The 16,122-nt window shown below is 70.3% G+C and carries 13 protein-coding genes; 11 read left to right on the top strand and 2 right to left on the bottom strand.

What is annotated here, in order from left to right:
- Positions 1-130 precede the first annotated feature (130 nt).
- The 4 genes from ABZ135_RS12530 to ABZ135_RS12515 all read left to right on the top strand — a co-directional run bounded on the left by ABZ135_RS12530 (position 131) and on the right by ABZ135_RS12515 (position 3,909).
- Complete coding sequence (locus ABZ135_RS12530; RefSeq protein WP_356694679.1) at positions 131-583, top strand: hypothetical protein; 453 nt, start codon at positions 131-133, stop codon at positions 581-583.
- Entirely contained in the window at positions 583-819 is a 237-nt protein-coding gene (locus tag ABZ135_RS12525; protein WP_356694677.1) for a hypothetical protein, read from the top strand. Before ABZ135_RS12530 ends, ABZ135_RS12525 begins: the two co-directional genes overlap by 1 nt.
- Before the next feature lie 36 nt (positions 820-855).
- Positions 856-2,466: a LacI family DNA-binding transcriptional regulator gene (locus tag ABZ135_RS12520; protein ID WP_356694675.1), complete on the top strand. Its 1,611-nt coding sequence runs from the start codon at positions 856-858 to the stop codon at positions 2,464-2,466.
- 183 nt (positions 2,467-2,649) lie between these two features.
- Positions 2,650-3,909, top strand: coding sequence for an MFS transporter (locus tag ABZ135_RS12515; protein WP_356694673.1), 1,260 nt, complete (start codon positions 2,650-2,652; stop codon positions 3,907-3,909).
- A gap of 94 nt (positions 3,910-4,003) precedes the next feature.
- On the opposite strand, the gene ABZ135_RS12510 is transcribed toward ABZ135_RS12515, so the two are convergent.
- The gene (locus ABZ135_RS12510) at positions 4,004-5,473 is read right to left on the bottom strand and encodes a CCA tRNA nucleotidyltransferase (protein ID WP_356694671.1); all 1,470 of its coding nucleotides are present in this window, start codon (positions 5,471-5,473) and stop codon (positions 4,004-4,006) included.
- Between the two features lie 236 nt (positions 5,474-5,709).
- Here ABZ135_RS12510 and ABZ135_RS12505 point away from each other — a divergent pair, with 236 nt between their 5' ends.
- From ABZ135_RS12505 to trxA, 7 genes are all read left to right on the top strand, one after another.
- Complete coding sequence (locus ABZ135_RS12505; protein WP_356694669.1) at positions 5,710-8,100, top strand: DUF6049 family protein; 2,391 nt, start codon at positions 5,710-5,712, stop codon at positions 8,098-8,100.
- Positions 8,101-8,145: 45 nt separating this feature from the next.
- Positions 8,146-10,359: a murein biosynthesis integral membrane protein MurJ gene (gene murJ, locus ABZ135_RS12500; RefSeq protein ID WP_356694667.1), complete on the top strand. Its 2,214-nt coding sequence runs from the start codon at positions 8,146-8,148 to the stop codon at positions 10,357-10,359.
- 129 nt (positions 10,360-10,488) lie between these two features.
- Positions 10,489-12,198, top strand: coding sequence for a serine/threonine protein kinase (locus ABZ135_RS12495; protein WP_356694665.1), 1,710 nt, complete (start codon positions 10,489-10,491; stop codon positions 12,196-12,198).
- Between the two features lie 28 nt (positions 12,199-12,226).
- On the top strand, positions 12,227-12,931 hold the full coding sequence (sigM, locus tag ABZ135_RS12490; RefSeq protein ID WP_356694663.1) for an RNA polymerase sigma factor SigM: 705 nt from the start codon (positions 12,227-12,229) through the stop codon (positions 12,929-12,931).
- Positions 12,928-13,839 carry a zf-HC2 domain-containing protein gene (locus ABZ135_RS12485; RefSeq protein WP_356694661.1) on the top strand — a complete coding sequence of 304 codons (912 nt, stop codon included), beginning with the start codon at positions 12,928-12,930 and terminating at the stop codon, positions 13,837-13,839. Before sigM ends, ABZ135_RS12485 begins: the two co-directional genes overlap by 4 nt.
- Positions 13,840-13,968: 129 nt before the next feature.
- Positions 13,969-14,934, top strand: a complete 966-nt coding sequence (trxB, locus tag ABZ135_RS12480; protein ID WP_356694659.1) for a thioredoxin-disulfide reductase — start codon at positions 13,969-13,971, stop codon at positions 14,932-14,934.
- Positions 14,935-14,979: 45 nt separating this feature from the next.
- Positions 14,980-15,315, top strand: a complete 336-nt coding sequence (gene trxA / locus ABZ135_RS12475; RefSeq protein ID WP_356694657.1) for a thioredoxin — start codon at positions 14,980-14,982, stop codon at positions 15,313-15,315.
- Positions 15,316-15,405: 90 nt separating this feature from the next.
- Here the strand turns inward: trxA and ABZ135_RS12470 are convergent, their stop codons facing one another.
- Positions 15,406-16,023 (bottom strand): GNAT family N-acetyltransferase, encoded by a 618-nt coding sequence (locus tag ABZ135_RS12470; RefSeq protein WP_356694655.1) that lies wholly within the window; start codon positions 16,021-16,023, stop codon positions 15,406-15,408.
- Between the last annotated feature and the right edge of the window lie 99 nt (positions 16,024-16,122).

Raw genomic sequence — 16,122 nt, 5'->3', positions numbered from 1 at the left:
ACCGGATACGGTGAGCTGTAGACGATTCGTCTCAGACTTGGGACGATCAGGTCGCCTGAGCAGGCAATTCGAGAGACACGGGGAACGCCTCGTGAGACACGTGGGGCCGACTGGCACCAGAGAGGTAACGATGGCAGCGGAACGCACGCGCGGATCGCACGACCACCCCACCGAGATCCCGGATCGGCTGACACGAGAGATGGACCGTGACGAGCTGAGTCGCATGGTGCGCGACGTCAACGACCGTGGCGTCTCCTACAAGGAGATGGAGGACAGGGCGCGGGCCGCCGGCCACAGTGTCTCCAAGCCCTACTTGCAGAAGATCGCCACGAATACCGCAGTCAAGACACCAGGGCCGGAGAGGCTGGAGGCTATCGCTGCTGCGATCGGCAGGCCGGTGTCCGTCGTGAAGCGGGCTGCGGCGATCCAGTACCTCGACTACGAGGCAACCGAGCTGTCCGGCTACGGCGATGACGTCCGGGTCATCGTGGCCCATCTCGCTGGCATGGAGCCGAAGGAGCGCAAGAGGTGGCTGGCCATGATCGAGGCCGCCGAGCGGACCGAAGCAGATGAGGACGACTGATGATCAGATTTCGCGAGGCTCCCGTGCCGGCGCTGTTCCCGGTCACGATCGTCGAGAGGGCAGGTCGGATCACGTTCTACATTGACCCGTCCCTCACGCTGCCCGAGGTGATCGCCGCGATGAATGCGGCCGTACGGGAGCAGCTCGCCGAAGGCGGCCTGGTGCAGTTGCACAACGGCGAGATCTTCACTCTCGGCCTGGCCCAGCTCGTGCAGCAGGCAACTTCGCAGCGCTGATACCGAGCGCCGGGGGCCGGGACATAGGAGGGGGACATGGGCTTTCCCGAGAAGCGTGGCGACTACTACCGCGCCCGGTACAAGGACGCGAACGGAAAGTACCCGAGCGTCAAGGACGCGAACGGCCAGGTAATCAAGTACCGGACCGCACGTGAGGCGCGGCAGGCCGCGAACGACGAGGAAGCCAAGGTTCGGGCCGGCCAATTGCCCGCGGCGGGCCCCGTCCTCGCACCGACGTTTGGCGAGTACGTGGCCCGCTGGTATGCACGCCAAGAGCTCGCCGCTTCCACGATGGAGAACTATCGGAACCACATCGAGGCGCATCTGCTCCCGGCCTTCGGGCACATGCGGTTGCCGGAGATCACGCGTGCGGTGGTGGACGCCTGGGAGCTCTCCGAGAAACAGCTCTACGAGGTGTCATCAGTAGCCACCTACCGCCGGCTCCTGGCGCTCATCCTCGACGATGCGATCGACGAAGGCGAGCTGGAGGGGCGGAATCCCGCCCGTCCCCGCCGGGGCCGCGGCCGGCGGGCTGGCCGTTCGAAGACGCGTACGGCCGAGAAGGTCATCACGGACGCTCTCGGGGCGCTCCTGGTCGCGGAACGCGCGGCGATCATGACCGGCCGAGACGACGAGTTCGTGATGGTGATCCTCGCGACCTACACACAAATGCGCTGGGGTGAGATCACCGGTCTGGAAGAGAAGTACGTTCGCGACGAGGTGTTCCGGGTCGAGGCGCAGCTCTACGAGCTGCTGGACGGGTCGTTCGTATGGTGTCCCCCCAAGGACGACAGCTACCGGACGATCGACTCGATGCCCTGGCTCACGAAGCTGGTGCGGGACCACATCGCGCGGACACGTCCCGCTCCCTGTTCCTGTCACGGGTTGAAGTTCATATTCCGGGCGGCGTCCCTGCTGCCTGAGCGCCGGATCACACGGTCGCAGATCGCCACAGAAGCCGGTGTGGGCCCGGCAACGGTGAGCCGGGCACTTGGACAGGGGCAGGTCTCGGAAGAGTCCCGGAGGCGCGTACAGGAGGCTCTGGCGAGACTGCGCGGGGCAGGCCCGACGTGGTCGGACTACACGCCCCACTGGGGCCGGAACGAGTTCCGGCACAGCGTCTTCACCCCAGCGGCCAGCGGGTGGTACCCGTCACGAGGCAGCGAGGACCCTCCGAGGCCGGTGTGCGTCCGCGCCGAGCCCTGGCCCGGGCAGGTCGTGCGCGGACGGTACTCGGCCACCCAGTCCGACGCGTGCTGGGTACCGATCAAGCAGGGGCTGACTCCCCACGGGCTCCGCCACAGCGGCAAGGCGATCATGGAGGATCTCGGCACGCCCAAGGTCCTCATCGACGAGCGCATGGGGCACATCGACAGCTCGACCCCGGCCATCTACTCCCACGTCACCGCCGGCATGCGGCTGCGTCTCAAGCAGGGTCTGACCGACGTGTGGCGGCAGGCCCTCGCAGCGCGGGCGGCACTGTCCCCCTGGTCTCCTGTGCGGGCCCTTGATGAGCTGCTCACGGAGCACCTCGCCAACCCCCAGCCCAAGATCATCTCCCAAATTTCTCCCATTCTGACTTCTCTCCCAGAGGGAGAGCGGAAGAAAGTGGCCTCTGAGCTGCTGGAACTCCTAATCTCCGGGTAGCAATTGACGTTCTACTTCATGAAGTCCCCGCCGGTCCAGTACTTCGACGACGAGGCCCGCGAGAACGTCGAGAAGTTCATCAAGGGCGAGGTCGAGCGCTGACCTGAGGGTCGAGCGGATCGATGAGGAGGGTCCCCGGGCGGCACTGCCCGGGGACCCTCGTCATATGTGAGTCTTGCTGCCATGCCCGTCGTGCGTGATCTGCGCGTCCTCCTGCGCCTGCGCAACTTCCGCCGCCTGCTCGCCGTGCGCCTGCTCTCCCAGTGCGCCGACGGCGTCTACCAGATCGCCCTCGCCACGTACGTCGTCTTCTCCCCCGAGAAGGAGACCAGCGCGGCGGCCATCGCGGCGGCCATGGCGGTCCTGCTGCTCCCCTACTCCCTCGTGGGGCCGTTCGCCGGCGTCCTGCTCGACCGCTGGCGGCGACGCCAGGTCTTCTTCTACGGCAACCTTCTGCGCGCCCTCCTGGCGGCCGGCACCGCCGTGCTCATCCTGGCCGCCGTACCCGACTGGCTCTTCTACGTCTCCGCCCTCTCGGTCACGGCCGTCAACCGCTTCGTACTGGCGGGACTCTCGGCCGCACTGCCGCGCGTAGTGGACGACGAACGCCTGGTCGTGGCCAACTCCCTCTCGCCGACCGCGGGCACCCTCGCCGCGACGGCGGGCGGCGGGCTCGCCTTCGGGGCGCGCCTCCTCGCCGGGGACTCCGATGCCGTCGTCGTCCTCTTGGGCGCCGTCCTCTATCTCTGCTCCGGCCTGGCCTCGCTCCGGATGTCCCGTGAGCTCCTCGGACCGGACCCGGACGTCGTCCAGCCCGGGATCCTCGCCGCCCTGGCCTCCACCGCACGGGGGCTGGCGGGCGGACTGCGGCACCTGTCCGAGCGGCGACCCGCCGCCCGCGCGCTCGCCGCGATGACCGTCATGCGCTTCTGCTACGGCGCCCTGTTCGTCACGGTGCTGATGCTCAGCCGGTACGCCTGGAGCACCACCGAATCGGAGGGCCTCACCGTGCTCGGGATGGCCGTCGCCGCGTCGGGCGCCGGCTTCTTCGCCTCGGCGGTGCTCTCCCCGTGGGTGATCGGCAGACTGGGCCCGTTCGGCTGGATGACCGTCTGCGCCGGTGCCGCCGCCGTGCTGGCCCCCGCCCTGGGGCTGACCTTCGCCCGCACGCCCTTCCTCGTCGCCGCCTTCGTGCTCGGCATGACCACCCAGGGCGCGAAGATCTCCACGGACACCGTCGTCCAGACCTCGGTGGACGACTCCTACCGCGGCCGGGTCTTCTCGCTCTACGACGTGCTGTTCAACGTCGCCTTCGTCGGGGCGGCCGGGGTCGCCGCCCTGATGCTTCCGCCGGACGGCCGTTCCCCGGCCATCGTGGCGCTGGTGGGAGGGCTCTACGCCGTCGTCGCGCTCGGCCTCCTCCGCGCACGCGGAAAGGGGTGATGTTTCACGTGAAACATCACCCCTGCGCCGTTTCCACGGTCGATGTTTCACGTGAAACGTCGACCGGGGACCGGACCTGTGAAGCGGCCCCTCGTCAGTCGCTCTGGGTCGCCCACCACTCCTTGAGCGCGGCCACCGCGGCCTCGTGCCCCATCGGCCCGTTCTCCAGGCGCAGCTCCAGCAGGAACTTGTACGCGCGCCCCACGGCCGGCCCGGGACGGATGCCCAGGATCTCCTGGATCTGGTTGCCGTCGAGGTCGGGACGGATCGCGTCCAGCTCCTCCTGCTCCTGGAGCTGCGCGATGCGCTCCTCCAGGCTGTCGTAGGTCCGCGAGAGGGCGGCGGCCTTGCGCTTGTTGCGGGTGGTGCAGTCGGATCGGGTGAGCTTGTGCAGACGGGTGAGCAGCGGCCCCGCGTCCCGGACGTAGCGACGGACGGCCGAGTCGGTCCACTCACCCGCGCCGTAGCCGTGGAAGCGCAGGTGGAGCTCCACGAGACGCGAGACGTCCTTGATCATCTCGTTGGAGTACTTGAGCGCGGTCATGCGCTTCTTGGTCATCTTGGCGCCTACCACCTCGTGGTGGTGGAAGGAGACCCGTCCGTCCTTCTCGAAGCGGCGGGTGCGCGGCTTGCCGATGTCGTGCAGCAGGGCCGCGAGGCGCAGCACGAGGTCCGGGCCGTCCTCCTCCAGGGCGATGGCCTGGTCGAGCACCGTGAGCGAGTGCTCGTAGACATCCTTGTGCCGGTGGTGCTCGTCGCTCTCCAGGCGCAGGGCCGGCAGCTCGGGGAGCACATGGTCGGCGAGGCCCGTGTCGACGAGCAGCCCGAGGCCCTTGCGGGGGTTCGCCGAGAGGAGCAGCTTGTTGAGCTCCTCACGGATGCGCTCGGCCGAGACGATCTCCAGCCGGCCGGCCATCTCCTTCATGGCGGCGACCACCTCGGGGGCCACCTCGAAGTCCAACTGCGCGGCGAAGCGCGCGGCGCGCATCATGCGCAGCGGGTCGTCGGAGAAGGACTCCTCGGGTGTGCCCGGCGTCCGCAGCACTCGCTCGGCCAGGTCCTCGAGACCGCCGTGGGGGTCGATGAACTCCTTCTCCGGGAGCGCCACGGCCATGGCGTTGACAGTGAAGTCGCGCCGGACCAGGTCCTCCTCGATGGAGTCGCCGTAGGACACCTCGGGCTTGCGGGAGGTGCGGTCGTACGCCTCGGAGCGGTAGGTGGTGACCTCGACCTGGAAGTGCTGCACGGCGTCGCCGACGCGGGCCTCCTTCTGGCAGCCGACGGTGCCGAAGGCGATCCCGACCTCCCAGACGGCGTCGGCCCAGGGGCGGACGATCTTCAGCACGTCCTCGGGCCGGGCGTCGGTCGTGAAGTCCAGGTCGTTGCCGAGACGGCCGAGGAGGGCGTCGCGTACCGAGCCGCCGACCAGCGCGAGGCTGAACCCGGCCTCCTGGAATCGGCGGGCGAGGTCGTCGGCGACAGGGGACACACGCAGCAGTTCGCTGACCGCGCGGCGTTGCACCTGGCTCAGTGCAGTCGGGGTGTCTTCGTTGGCGTTCGGCACAACAGAAAAGGGTACGTGCCCCGGCTCACCGTGACGTCCTCGATTTCCGGTGGGCCCTCGCGGGGCCGACCGCCACGAGGCCGCACACGCGCCGCCCCTCCGCGCCGTCCCCGTCACATCGGCTGGCGCAGTCCCCGGCACTTGGCCACCGCGTGCCTCGTTACCATGCGTGGACACAGCAACCGGGAACCACCGACACCACTGACACCACAGACAACGACGAGGACGGGCGACGCGTGGCCGAGGCGGCAGCTATCCAGGGGACCGTTCCCTCACCTGCCCGCCGCTGGCTGCGGCGCACGGCCTCCCTCGCCGTCGCGGCCCCGCTGCTGGCCGGGCTCCTCCAGGGCGTTCCCGCCCCCACGGCGGCGGCCGCCGAGACCTCCGACAGCTCGGGGCCCGTCGACGTGTCGGTCGACACACTGGCGCCGACCGCCCCTGTGGAGAGCGACACCCTCACCATCACCGGCACGGTCACCAACGAGAGCAAGCAGGCCGTGACCGATGCCACGGTCGATCTCCGGGTCGGTCCCCGGATGACCAGCCGCAGCGAGATCGACGACGTCTCCGACCGCGGCGGCTACCGCGACGGCCGGGACCCCGCGCCGCTCGGCGGCTCCTACAGCGTCAGGATCCCCTCGCTGGGAGCCGGGCTCAGCAAGGACTTCACGCTCTCCGTACCGGTGTCCAAGCTCGACCTGGACGACGCCGGCGTCTACCAGCTCGGCGTCTCCCTCACGGGCCGGACCGCGGGCCAGTCCTACGACCGCGTCCTCGGCATCGAGCGGACCTTCCTGCCGTACCAGCCGGAGGCCGCCGAGAAGAAGACCCAGCTCACCTACCTCTGGCCGCTGATCTCCACCGCCCATGTCTCCGCCGAGACGGGCGCGAACGTCCAGCAGACCCCGGTCTTCGAGAACGACGATCTCGCCGCCGAGCTCGCCCCGGGCGGCCGGCTCCACGAGATGGTCGCGCTCGGCAAGGACCTGCCGGTCACCTGGGTGATCGACCCCGATCTGCTGGCCAGCGTCAACGCCATGACCGAGCCCTACACGGTCAAGAGCGGGACGACCGAGGTCCCGGGCCGGAACCAGGCCGTCGCCGAGCAGTGGCTGAACGCCCTGGAGAAGGCCGTGCAGGGCCGCAAGGTGGTCGCGCTGCCCTTCGCCGACCCCGACCTGGCCTCCCTCGCCCACCACGGCAAGGAGGTGCCCGGCTCCCTCAGCCACCTCCAGCAGGCGACCGCCCTGGCCTCCACCACGGTGGAGACGATCCTCCACGTGAAGCCGTCCACCGACTTCTCCTGGCCCGTCGACGGCGCCGTCGACCCGTCGATCATGGCCGTCGCGACCTCCGCGGGCGCCCGCCACGTGATCGCCCGCAGTGACAGCTTCCGGGACGACCTGTCGTACACGCCGACCTCGGCCCGCCCCATCGGCGGCGGCACGACCGCGGTCGTGACCGACGCCAGCCTGTCGAAGGCGTTCCAGGGCGACATGATCCGGGCCGAGAGCTCGACCCTGGCCGTCCAGGAGTTCCTCGCCCAGTCCCTGGCGATCACCCTGGAGCTGCCCGAGGACCAGCGCAGTGTCGTCGTCGCCCCGCAGCGCATGCCGACCACCTCGCAGGCGCAGAGCATGGCGGCGGCGCTGCACGGCCTCTCCGCCCAGCGCTGGACCGAGCCGCTGGACCTGATGGCCGCCACCACCGTCAAGGCCGACCCGGACGCGTCGAAGCGGGTGCCGAGCAGCCGCTCGTACCCGAAGAAGCTGCGCGCCCAGGAGCTCGGCACCGACGCCTTCGACCAGATGAAGACGACCCGCGACGAGCTGGACGACTTCAAGGTCATCCTGACCGCCCCGGACCGCGTGGTGCCGCCGTTCACCAACGCGATCAGCCGCGAGATGTCGGCCTCCTGGCGGGGCCAGGCCCCGTCGGCCGCCCTCTACCGCAACGAGGTCCTCACCTACCTGCGGAGCCTCACGGCGGAAGTGCAGTTGATCGACAAGTCGGACCTCCTGCTCTCCGGACGCAGCGCGACCATTCCGGTGACCGTGCAGAACAAGCTGCTCCAGGGTGTGGACGGCCTGGTGCTGCGGCTGACCTCCGGCAACAAGACCCGTCTGAAGCTGAACGGCGGCGAGGCCGTCTCCGAGCTGCCCGTGAAGATCGACGGCGGCCACAGCCAGTCGGTGAAGTTCACCGCCACGGCCAACGCCAACGGCCAGGTCCCGATGACGGCGCAGCTCTACACCGCGGACGGCACGCCCTACGGCAAGCCGATGACGTTCACCGTGAAGGTCTCCGAGATCACCCCCACGGTCATGCTCGTGATCGCCGGCGGTGTGCTGCTGCTCGTGCTCGCCGGCGTCCGGATGTACAGCCAGCGCAAGCGCGCCGCCGCCCGGAACGCCGAAGCCGACGCCGAAGCGGAAGCCGAAGCCGAAGCCGAAGCGGGGACGGATACCGAAGCCGATGCCGACGCCGGACCGGAGCACAGGCCCGGGGCGGAGGCGGCCGAGGCGGCCTCGGACGGGGCCGAACCCGAGCAGCCGAGTGACCCGACACCGGACACCGGGCCCGAAAGCGGCGACCCGTCGGGCCCGGGTGAGAAAGTGGACCGTTGAGCGATGTCGTGGCCGGTCGGCCGGGGACGATGAGGTGGGGTAACCATGAACGCGCCGTACGACGGTGACCGCGGCCAAGGCGCGGACGGCACCGCGCCGACCGGTGGCACGCCCCCGGCCCCGGCACCCGGCCACGCGCCGGTGCCGCCGCCTCAGCAGGGCGCCCCGGCTCCGTACGCACCGGACCAGCAGAACCCGTACGCCCAGGACCCCTATGTCCAGGACGCCTACAGCCACGACCCCTACCAGGCGCGGGACCTGTCCGCGCAGGACCCGGTCACCGAGGCGCTCTACGACCGCGCCGCGCACCCGCCGCCCCCACCGGGCACCTACGCCGACCCGCAGCCGCTCTACCAGCAGCCCGCCGTGCCCCAGCACGCGCCGGACCCGCGCGTCTGGGCCCAGACTCCCGCCCCCGAGCCCGACGGGCCGTCGCGTCACCTGCCGTACGGCGACGACGCCCGCACGGTCCAGTTCACCGGTGTCGACGACCTGGTGACCCGGGCGGGGGAGGACGACCCGGAGCCGGACGCCTTCGCCCACCTGTACCGGGACCAGCAGACGCCCGGCCAGGTGCCTCCGCCGTCCCCGGAGCCGCAGCCCATGCCCGCGCCCGCCCCGAAGAAGGCCGGCCGCGCCTCCGGGCTGCTCAAGTCGAGCGCCCTGATGGCGGCCGGCACCCTCGTCTCCCGCCTGACCGGCTTCGTCCGCAGCCTGGTCATCACCGGTGCACTCGGCGCCGCCCTGCTCGGTGACACCTTCACCATCGCCTACACCCTGCCGACGATGATCTACATCCTCACCGTCGGCGGCGGCCTCAACTCGGTGTTCGTCCCGCAGCTCGTCCGCTCGATGAAGAACGACGAGGACGGCGGCGAGGCATACGCCAACCGCCTGCTCACCCTCGTCATGGTCGCGCTCGGCGTGATCGTCGCGCTCGCCGTGTTCGCGGCCCCGCTGCTGATCCGGCTGATGTCGAACACCATCGCCGACGACGCGGCGGCCAACAGCGTCGCCGTCACCTTCGCCCGCTACTGCCTGCCCACGATCTTCTTCATGGGTGTGCACGTGGTGATGGGTCAGATCCTCAACGCGCGCGGCAAGTTCGGCGCGATGATGTGGACCCCGGTCCTCAACAACATCGTCATGATCGCCACGTTCGGCCTGTTCATCTGGGTCTACGGCACCTCCGCCGAGTCCCACATGGGCGTCCGGACCATCCCCGACGAGGGCATCCGCCTGCTCGGCATCGGCACCCTGCTCGGCCTCGCCGTCCAGGCCCTGGCGATGATCCCGTACCTGCGCGAGACCGGTTTCCGCTTCCGTCCCCGCTTCGACTGGAAGGGCCACGGCCTCGGCAAGACGGTCAAGTTGGCCAAGTGGACGGTGCTCTTCGTCCTGGCCAACCAGGCCGGCGTCCTGGTCGTCACCCAGCTCGCCACGGCGGCCGGTGAGGAGTCCGGCAAGAACGGCGCCGGCTTCCTCGCGTACTCCAACGCCCAGTTGATCTGGGGCATGCCCCAGGCCATCATCACCGTCTCGGTCATGGCCGCGCTCCTGCCGCGCATCTCCCGCGCCGCGCACGACGACGACCCGGGCGCCGTCCGCGACGACATCTCGCAGGGCCTGCGCAACTCGGCGGTCGCCATCGTCCCGGTCTCGTTCGCCTTCCTGGCCCTCGGCGTCCCGATGTGCACCCTGCTCTACGCCTCCAGCGGCGTCGAGGCCGCCCGCGGCATGGGCTTCATCCTCATGGCCTTCGGCCTCGGCCTGATCCCGTACTCCGTCCAGTACGTCGTCCTGCGCGGCTTCTACGCCTACGAGGACACCCGGACGCCCTTCTACAACACGGTCATCGTCGCCGCCGTCAACGCGGCCGCCTCGGCCCTCTGTTACGTCCTGCTGCCCGCCCAGTGGGCCGTCGTCGGCATGGCGGCCTCCTACGGCCTCGCCTACGCGGTCGGTGTCGGCGTCGCCTGGCGCCGTCTGCGCAACCGGCTCGGCGGCGACCTGGACGGCGCCCATGTGATGCGTACCTACGCCCGCCTGTGCCTGGCGTCGCTGCCGGCCGCGTTCGTCGCCGGAGCGGCCGGCTTCGGCCTGCTGAAGCTGCTCGGCGAAGGCGCCCTCGGCTCGCTCGTCGCCCTGTTCGCCGGCGGCGCGGTCCTCCTCGGCGTCTTCTTCCTCGCGGCCAAGCGCATGCGGATCGCGGAGCTCAACTCCATGGTCGGCATGGTCCGCGGGCGGCTCGGACGCTAGCCGCGAGACGGGCGGGCGGGGTTCGCACAACCTTCGCCCGCCGACGCGTGTCGTGCAGAGCGCCGGACTGTGGGCACAATTGGCTTGGCTGTTGGATGTGGCGCAACGGATGGGGAGGCAGGAACGACGGTGGCGGAACGTAGCACGGCTGCCGTCGACGTGGCCGACAACAGCGGAGAAGATCCGCTGACCGCCAAGGCGGACAAGGCCGCGACCGACGGGGTGGCGGAAGCGCAGAAGAAGGCGGTCACGTCCGCCGAGGCCACGGACAACAAGGCGGTCGAACGAAAGAGCGGCGAACAGTCCTCCCTCACGGCACCGGAGCTGCACAGCGGCCACAAGCTGGCGAGGCGGTACCGGCTGGAGGAGTGCGTCACCCGTCTGGACGGATTCAGTAGCTGGCGCGCCGTCGACGAGAAACTGCGCCGGGCCGTGGGTGTGCACATCCTGCCCGCCGACCACAGCCGGGCCCGCTCCGTGCTGGCCGCCGCGCGCTCCGCGGCCCTCCTGGGCGACCCGCGGTTCGTCCAGGTCCTCGACGCGGTCGAGGAGAACGACCTCGTCTACGTCGTCCACGAGTGGCTGCCCGACTCCACCGAGCTGACCGCGCTGCTCGCGGCCGGCCCGATGGAACCGCACGACGCCTACCAGCTCGTCAGCCAGGTCTCCCAGGCGATGGCCGCCGCCCACCGTGAGGGCCTCTCCCACCTCCGGCTCACCCCCAGCGCCGTCCTGCGCAGCTCCACCGGCCAGTACCGCATCCGCGGCCTCGCCGTGAACGCCGCCCTGCGCGGCATCAGCGTCGAGCGCCCCCAGCGCACGGACACCGAGGCGATCGGTGCCCTGCTCTACGCGGCACTCACCCAGCGCTGGCCGTACGAGAACGACGCGTACGGCCTCTCCGGCCTCCCCAAGGGCGTCGGACTGCTCGCCCCGGACCAGGTGCGGGCGGGCGTCCACCGCGGCCTGTCCGAGATCGCCATGCGGGCCCTGGCGAACGACGGGGCCACCGCCTCGCGCCAGGAGCCGCCCTGCACCACCCCGGACGAGCTGGCCAAGGCCGTCGCGGCGATGCCCCGCATCCGCCCGCCGGAGCCGGAGTTCCCCCTCCCCACCCCGCCCGAGTACCAGCGCACCACCTACCAGCAGGGCACCTACGGACGCCCCCAGCCCCGCCCGGCGGTGACGCAGCCCGTGGCGGTCCCGCCGCCCCCGCTGCAGAGCCGTACCGGCAAGGCGCTGAAGTGGGCCGTGTCGGCCCTTCTCATCGCCGCCCTGGGCCTGGGTAGCTGGCAGATCGCGGACCGGCTCCTGGACCAGAGCACGGGAGCCGAGCCGCAGCAGACCACGCAGGAACCGAAGAACGACGACCCGAAGGTGCCGGCGGCCACCGGCAAGCCGGTCGCGATCGTCGACGCCCACGACTTCGACCCGCTCGGTGACGGCGCGGAGAACCCCGGTCAGATAAAGAACGCCTACGACGGCGACCCGGGCACCACATGGAAGACCATGCGGTACGACGGGTACTCGAAGTTCGGCAACCTCAAGAGCGGCGTGGGCATCGTCCTCGATCTCGGCAGTGTCCAGCAGGTCGCCAAGGTGGAGGTCACCTTCCAGGGGCCGACGTCGGTCCAGTTGCGCACCGCACCCGAGAACGCGTCCTCGCACCCCGGGGAGCCCGGCGGCTACGCCACCCAGGCTTCCGGGAACGGCACACAGGTGGCCCTCCAGCCCACCCAGCCCGTGAAGACGCGCTACGTCCTCGTCTGGCTGACCGACCTGCCGAGCGGCGGTGGCGGGTTCCGGGGCGAGATCTCGGACATCAAGATCACTAGCTGACGCCGCACCCGAGGGGAGGGGCTCACCGTTGGACGACGCCATACGCGACGAGCGCAGCGACCAGGAACTGCTGGCCTGCCATGTGGCCGGCGATCCGCACGCCTTCGGTGAGCTCGTACGCCGCCACCGGGACCGGCTGTGGGCGGTGGCCCTGCGGACGCTCGGCGACCGCGAGGAAGCCGCTGACGCCGTCCAGGACGCCCTCGTGTCGGCCTTCCGGGCCGCCCACACCTTCCGGGGCCAGTCGGCCGTCACGACCTGGCTGCACCGCATCACGGTGAACGCCTGTCTCGACCGGGCCCGCAAGACCGCCTCGCGCCGGACCTCGCCCGTGGACGACACCGCCCGGTTCGAGCAGCTCCTCGAACCGCACGAGTCCGCCGAGGCCCCGGCAGAGCGCGAGGACCTCCACCGCCAGCTCCTCGCCGCCCTGGCGACGCTCCCCACCGAGCAACGGGCGGCACTCGTCCTCGTCGACATGCAGGGATACCCGGTGGCGGAAGCCGCTCGTATCCTCGATGTCCCCACCGGGACCGTGAAGAGCCGCTGTGCGCGGGGACGGGCCAAGCTGCTGCCGCTGCTCACTCATCTGCGCGGCGACGCGGTGGGTAACGACGGGCTCGACCGGGGAAGGAACCGGACGCCGGGGGCATCCGTCCCACCGGTGCCGGGACCGACGGATACCGGACCGAGCAATCCAGCGGCTGTGAAGGGCGGAGGTGGGCGCGCGTGACTTCCACGGCCGACACGACTCAGCACCCGGACGTCTCGGAGATCTCCGACCTCACCGAAGGGCTGCTCTCGCCCTCCCGCAGCGCGGCCGTGCGGCAGCACCTCGACGGCTGCCCGCTCTGTGCGGACGTACGGGCCTCTCTGGAGGAGATCCGAGGTCTCCTCGGTACCCTCCCGGGGCCGCCCCGGATGCCTGCCGAGATCGCCGGACGCATCGATGCCGCCCTCGCCGCCGAAGCACTCCTGAACGCCACGGCACCGGCACCGGCCGCCGACACCCATGTTTCACGTGAAACATCGCGCGTCCGGCCCCCCGTGCCGGCCCCCGCGGCGACCGCCGGACGGCCGGCGGGCCGCCCTGCGGCCTCCACCGGCCCGGGCCGCCCCCGCAGGTCCCGTCGCCGGGTCGCCGCCGTCGGCGCGGCCTTCGGCGCCGCGGCCCTCGGTCTGAGTCTGTTCTTCGTCCAGTCCGGTGCCCTGAACCTCGGTGGTGGAGACCCGGCCGCCGACCGGAGGTCCGACGTCACCGCCGCGGGCTCGGCCCGGTTCGACGGAGCGCCGGTCGCCTCCACGGTGCAGGCCCTGCTGCGGCAGAACGGCACCTTCCAGGCACCCGAGGACCGCGGGGCGCCACACGAGTCGCTCTCCGCCGAGGACGGCGGTGCCGGGGACCAGCGGACCCTGGCGGCGACCCTGCCCGAGTGCGTCAAGGCCGGGACGGGACGCACCGACACCGTCCTCGCCTTCCGGCAGGGCGACTACCAGGGAACGGCCGCCTATCTCGTCGTGCTGCCCGACACCAGGGACGGGTCCCGGGTGCTGGCCTATGTGCTCGACGCGTCCTGCGCCTCGGGCGGCGGGAACGGCACGGCCGAGGTGCTGACGCAGGAATCCGTTCCCCGCTCCTGACGTCTCCTCCGTGCCGGGCGGCGGGTTCGGGAATGCCCGCCCCGTAGGATCGGTTGGGTGGGGTGACAGTGACCGATCCGACCGCCCCCCGTAGGCAGTAGGCAGTCTGCAGAGACGAGGAAGAAACCCGTGAGCGACGTCCGTAACGTGATCATCATTGGCTCCGGGCCCGCGGGTTACACCGCTGCGCTCTACACGGCCCGTGCGTCGCTGAAGCCGCTCGTGTTCGAGGGTGCCGTCACCGCCGGTGGCGCCCTGATGAACACGACCGAGGTGGAGAACTTCCCCGGCTTCCGTGACGGCATCATGGGCCCGGACCTGATGGACAACATGCGTGCCCAGGCGGAGCGCTTCGGCGCCGAGCTCGTTCCGGACGACATCGTCGCCGTCGACCTCACCGGCGAGATCAAGACCGTCACGGACACCGCCGGCACCGTGCACCGCGCCAAGGCCGTCATCGTCACCACGGGCTCCCAGCACCGCAAGCTCGGCCTGCCGAACGAGGACGCCCTCTCCGGCCGCGGTGTCTCCTGGTGCGCCACCTGCGACGGCTTCTTCTTCAAGGAGCACGACATCGCCGTCGTCGGCGGTGGTGACACCGCGATGGAGGAGGCCACCTTCCTCTCCCGCTTCGCCAAGTCGGTCACGATCGTCCACCGCCGTGACTCGCTGCGCGCCTCCAAGGCGATGCAGGAGCGCGCCTTCGCCGACCCGAAGATCAAGTTCGCCTGGGACAGCGAGGTGGCCGAGATCCACGGCGAGCAGAAGCTCGCCGGTCTGACCCTGCGCAACACCAAGACGGGCGAGACCAGCGAGCTCCCGGTGACCGGTCTCTTCATCGCCGTGGGCCACGACCCGCGGACCGAGCTCTTCAAGGGCCAGCTCGAGCTGGACGAGGAGGGCTACCTGAAGGTCGACGCCCCGTCGACGCGCACGAACATCCCGGGCGTCTTCGCCGCCGGTGATGTCGTCGACCACACCTACCGTCAGGCGATCACCGCCGCCGGCACCGGCTGCTCGGCCGCGCTCGACGCCGAGCGCTTCCTGGCCGCTCTCGTCGACAGCGAGAAGCTCGCCGAGACCCCTGCGGTCTGACCCCCAGCTCCCCTGCCCCACACCCCGCGAATGAAGGAGGCCGCCGTGGCCGGCGCCACTATCACCGTTACCGACGCTGACTTCGAGGAGAAGGTCCTCAAGAGCGAGAAGCCCGTCCTCGTGGACTTCTGGGCCGAGTGGTGCGGCCCGTGCCGCATGATCGCTCCGTCGCTCGAGGCCATCGCCGCCGAGCACGACGAGATCACGATCGTGAAGCTCAACATCGACGAGAACCCGGCCACTGCCGCCAAGTACGGCGTCATGTCCATCCCGACGCTGAACGTCTACAAGGACGGCGAGGTCGTGAAGACCATCGTCGGCGCCAAGCCGAAGGCCGCCATCCTGCGCGACCTCGCGGACTTCGTCGAGGAGAAGGCCTGACCTTCTCCCTGTTTCACGTGAAACAGCGACGGCCCGCCCCCTTCCGAGGGGGCGGGCCGCTGTCGTCTGCCGGGCTGCTGCCGAGATCGGTCAGAGAGGCCGGAGCACCGGCTCCTTCTGCACCGCACCGAGGAGCCGGTCGAGGGCCATCTCGACATCCTCCTTCCAGGAGAGCGTCGTCCTCAGTTCCAGCCTCAGCCGCGGAAAGGTGGGGTGGTGCCGGACCGTCTTGAAACCCACGGCCAGGAGATGGTCGACGGGGAGCACACAGGCCGGCTCCTTCCAGCGGGCATCGCCGAAGGCTTCGATCGCCTTGAACCCTCGCCTCAGCAGATCCTTCGCCACGGTCTGCACCATCGTCCGTCCCAGTCCCTGCCCCTGGTACCCCGGCATGATCCACGCCGTCATGAGTTGCGCGGCATCCGCAGCGACCGGGCTCGTGGGAAAGGCGGTGGAGCGGGGCACATACGCCGGCGGCGCGTAGAGCACATAGCCGACGGGCACCTCGTCGACATAGACCACCCGGCCGCAGGATCCCCATTCGAGCAGCACGGCGGAGATCCATGCCTCCTTCTCCAGCTCCGGGCGACCGGCCTTCACCGCGGCCTCGCCGCTCACCGGGTCGAGTTCCCAGAAGACACAGGAACGACATCGCTTGGGGAGATCCGGAAGGTTGTCCAGCGTGAGCGGTACGAGCCGACGCCCCACGGCTGCTCCTCGCTTCCCTCGGCCATCGCTGTACGAATACGCCTCCCAGAATCGTAACGACGACCCGAACGAGGCGATACCGCAGACAGGCAAAGGGCG

Source organism: Streptomyces sp. NPDC006339, from assembly GCF_040612775.1.
Taxonomy (GTDB): domain Bacteria; phylum Actinomycetota; class Actinomycetes; order Streptomycetales; family Streptomycetaceae; genus Streptomyces.
Note: the sequence above shows the minus strand (reverse complement) of the source record. Positions and strands in the feature narration are given on the sequence as shown.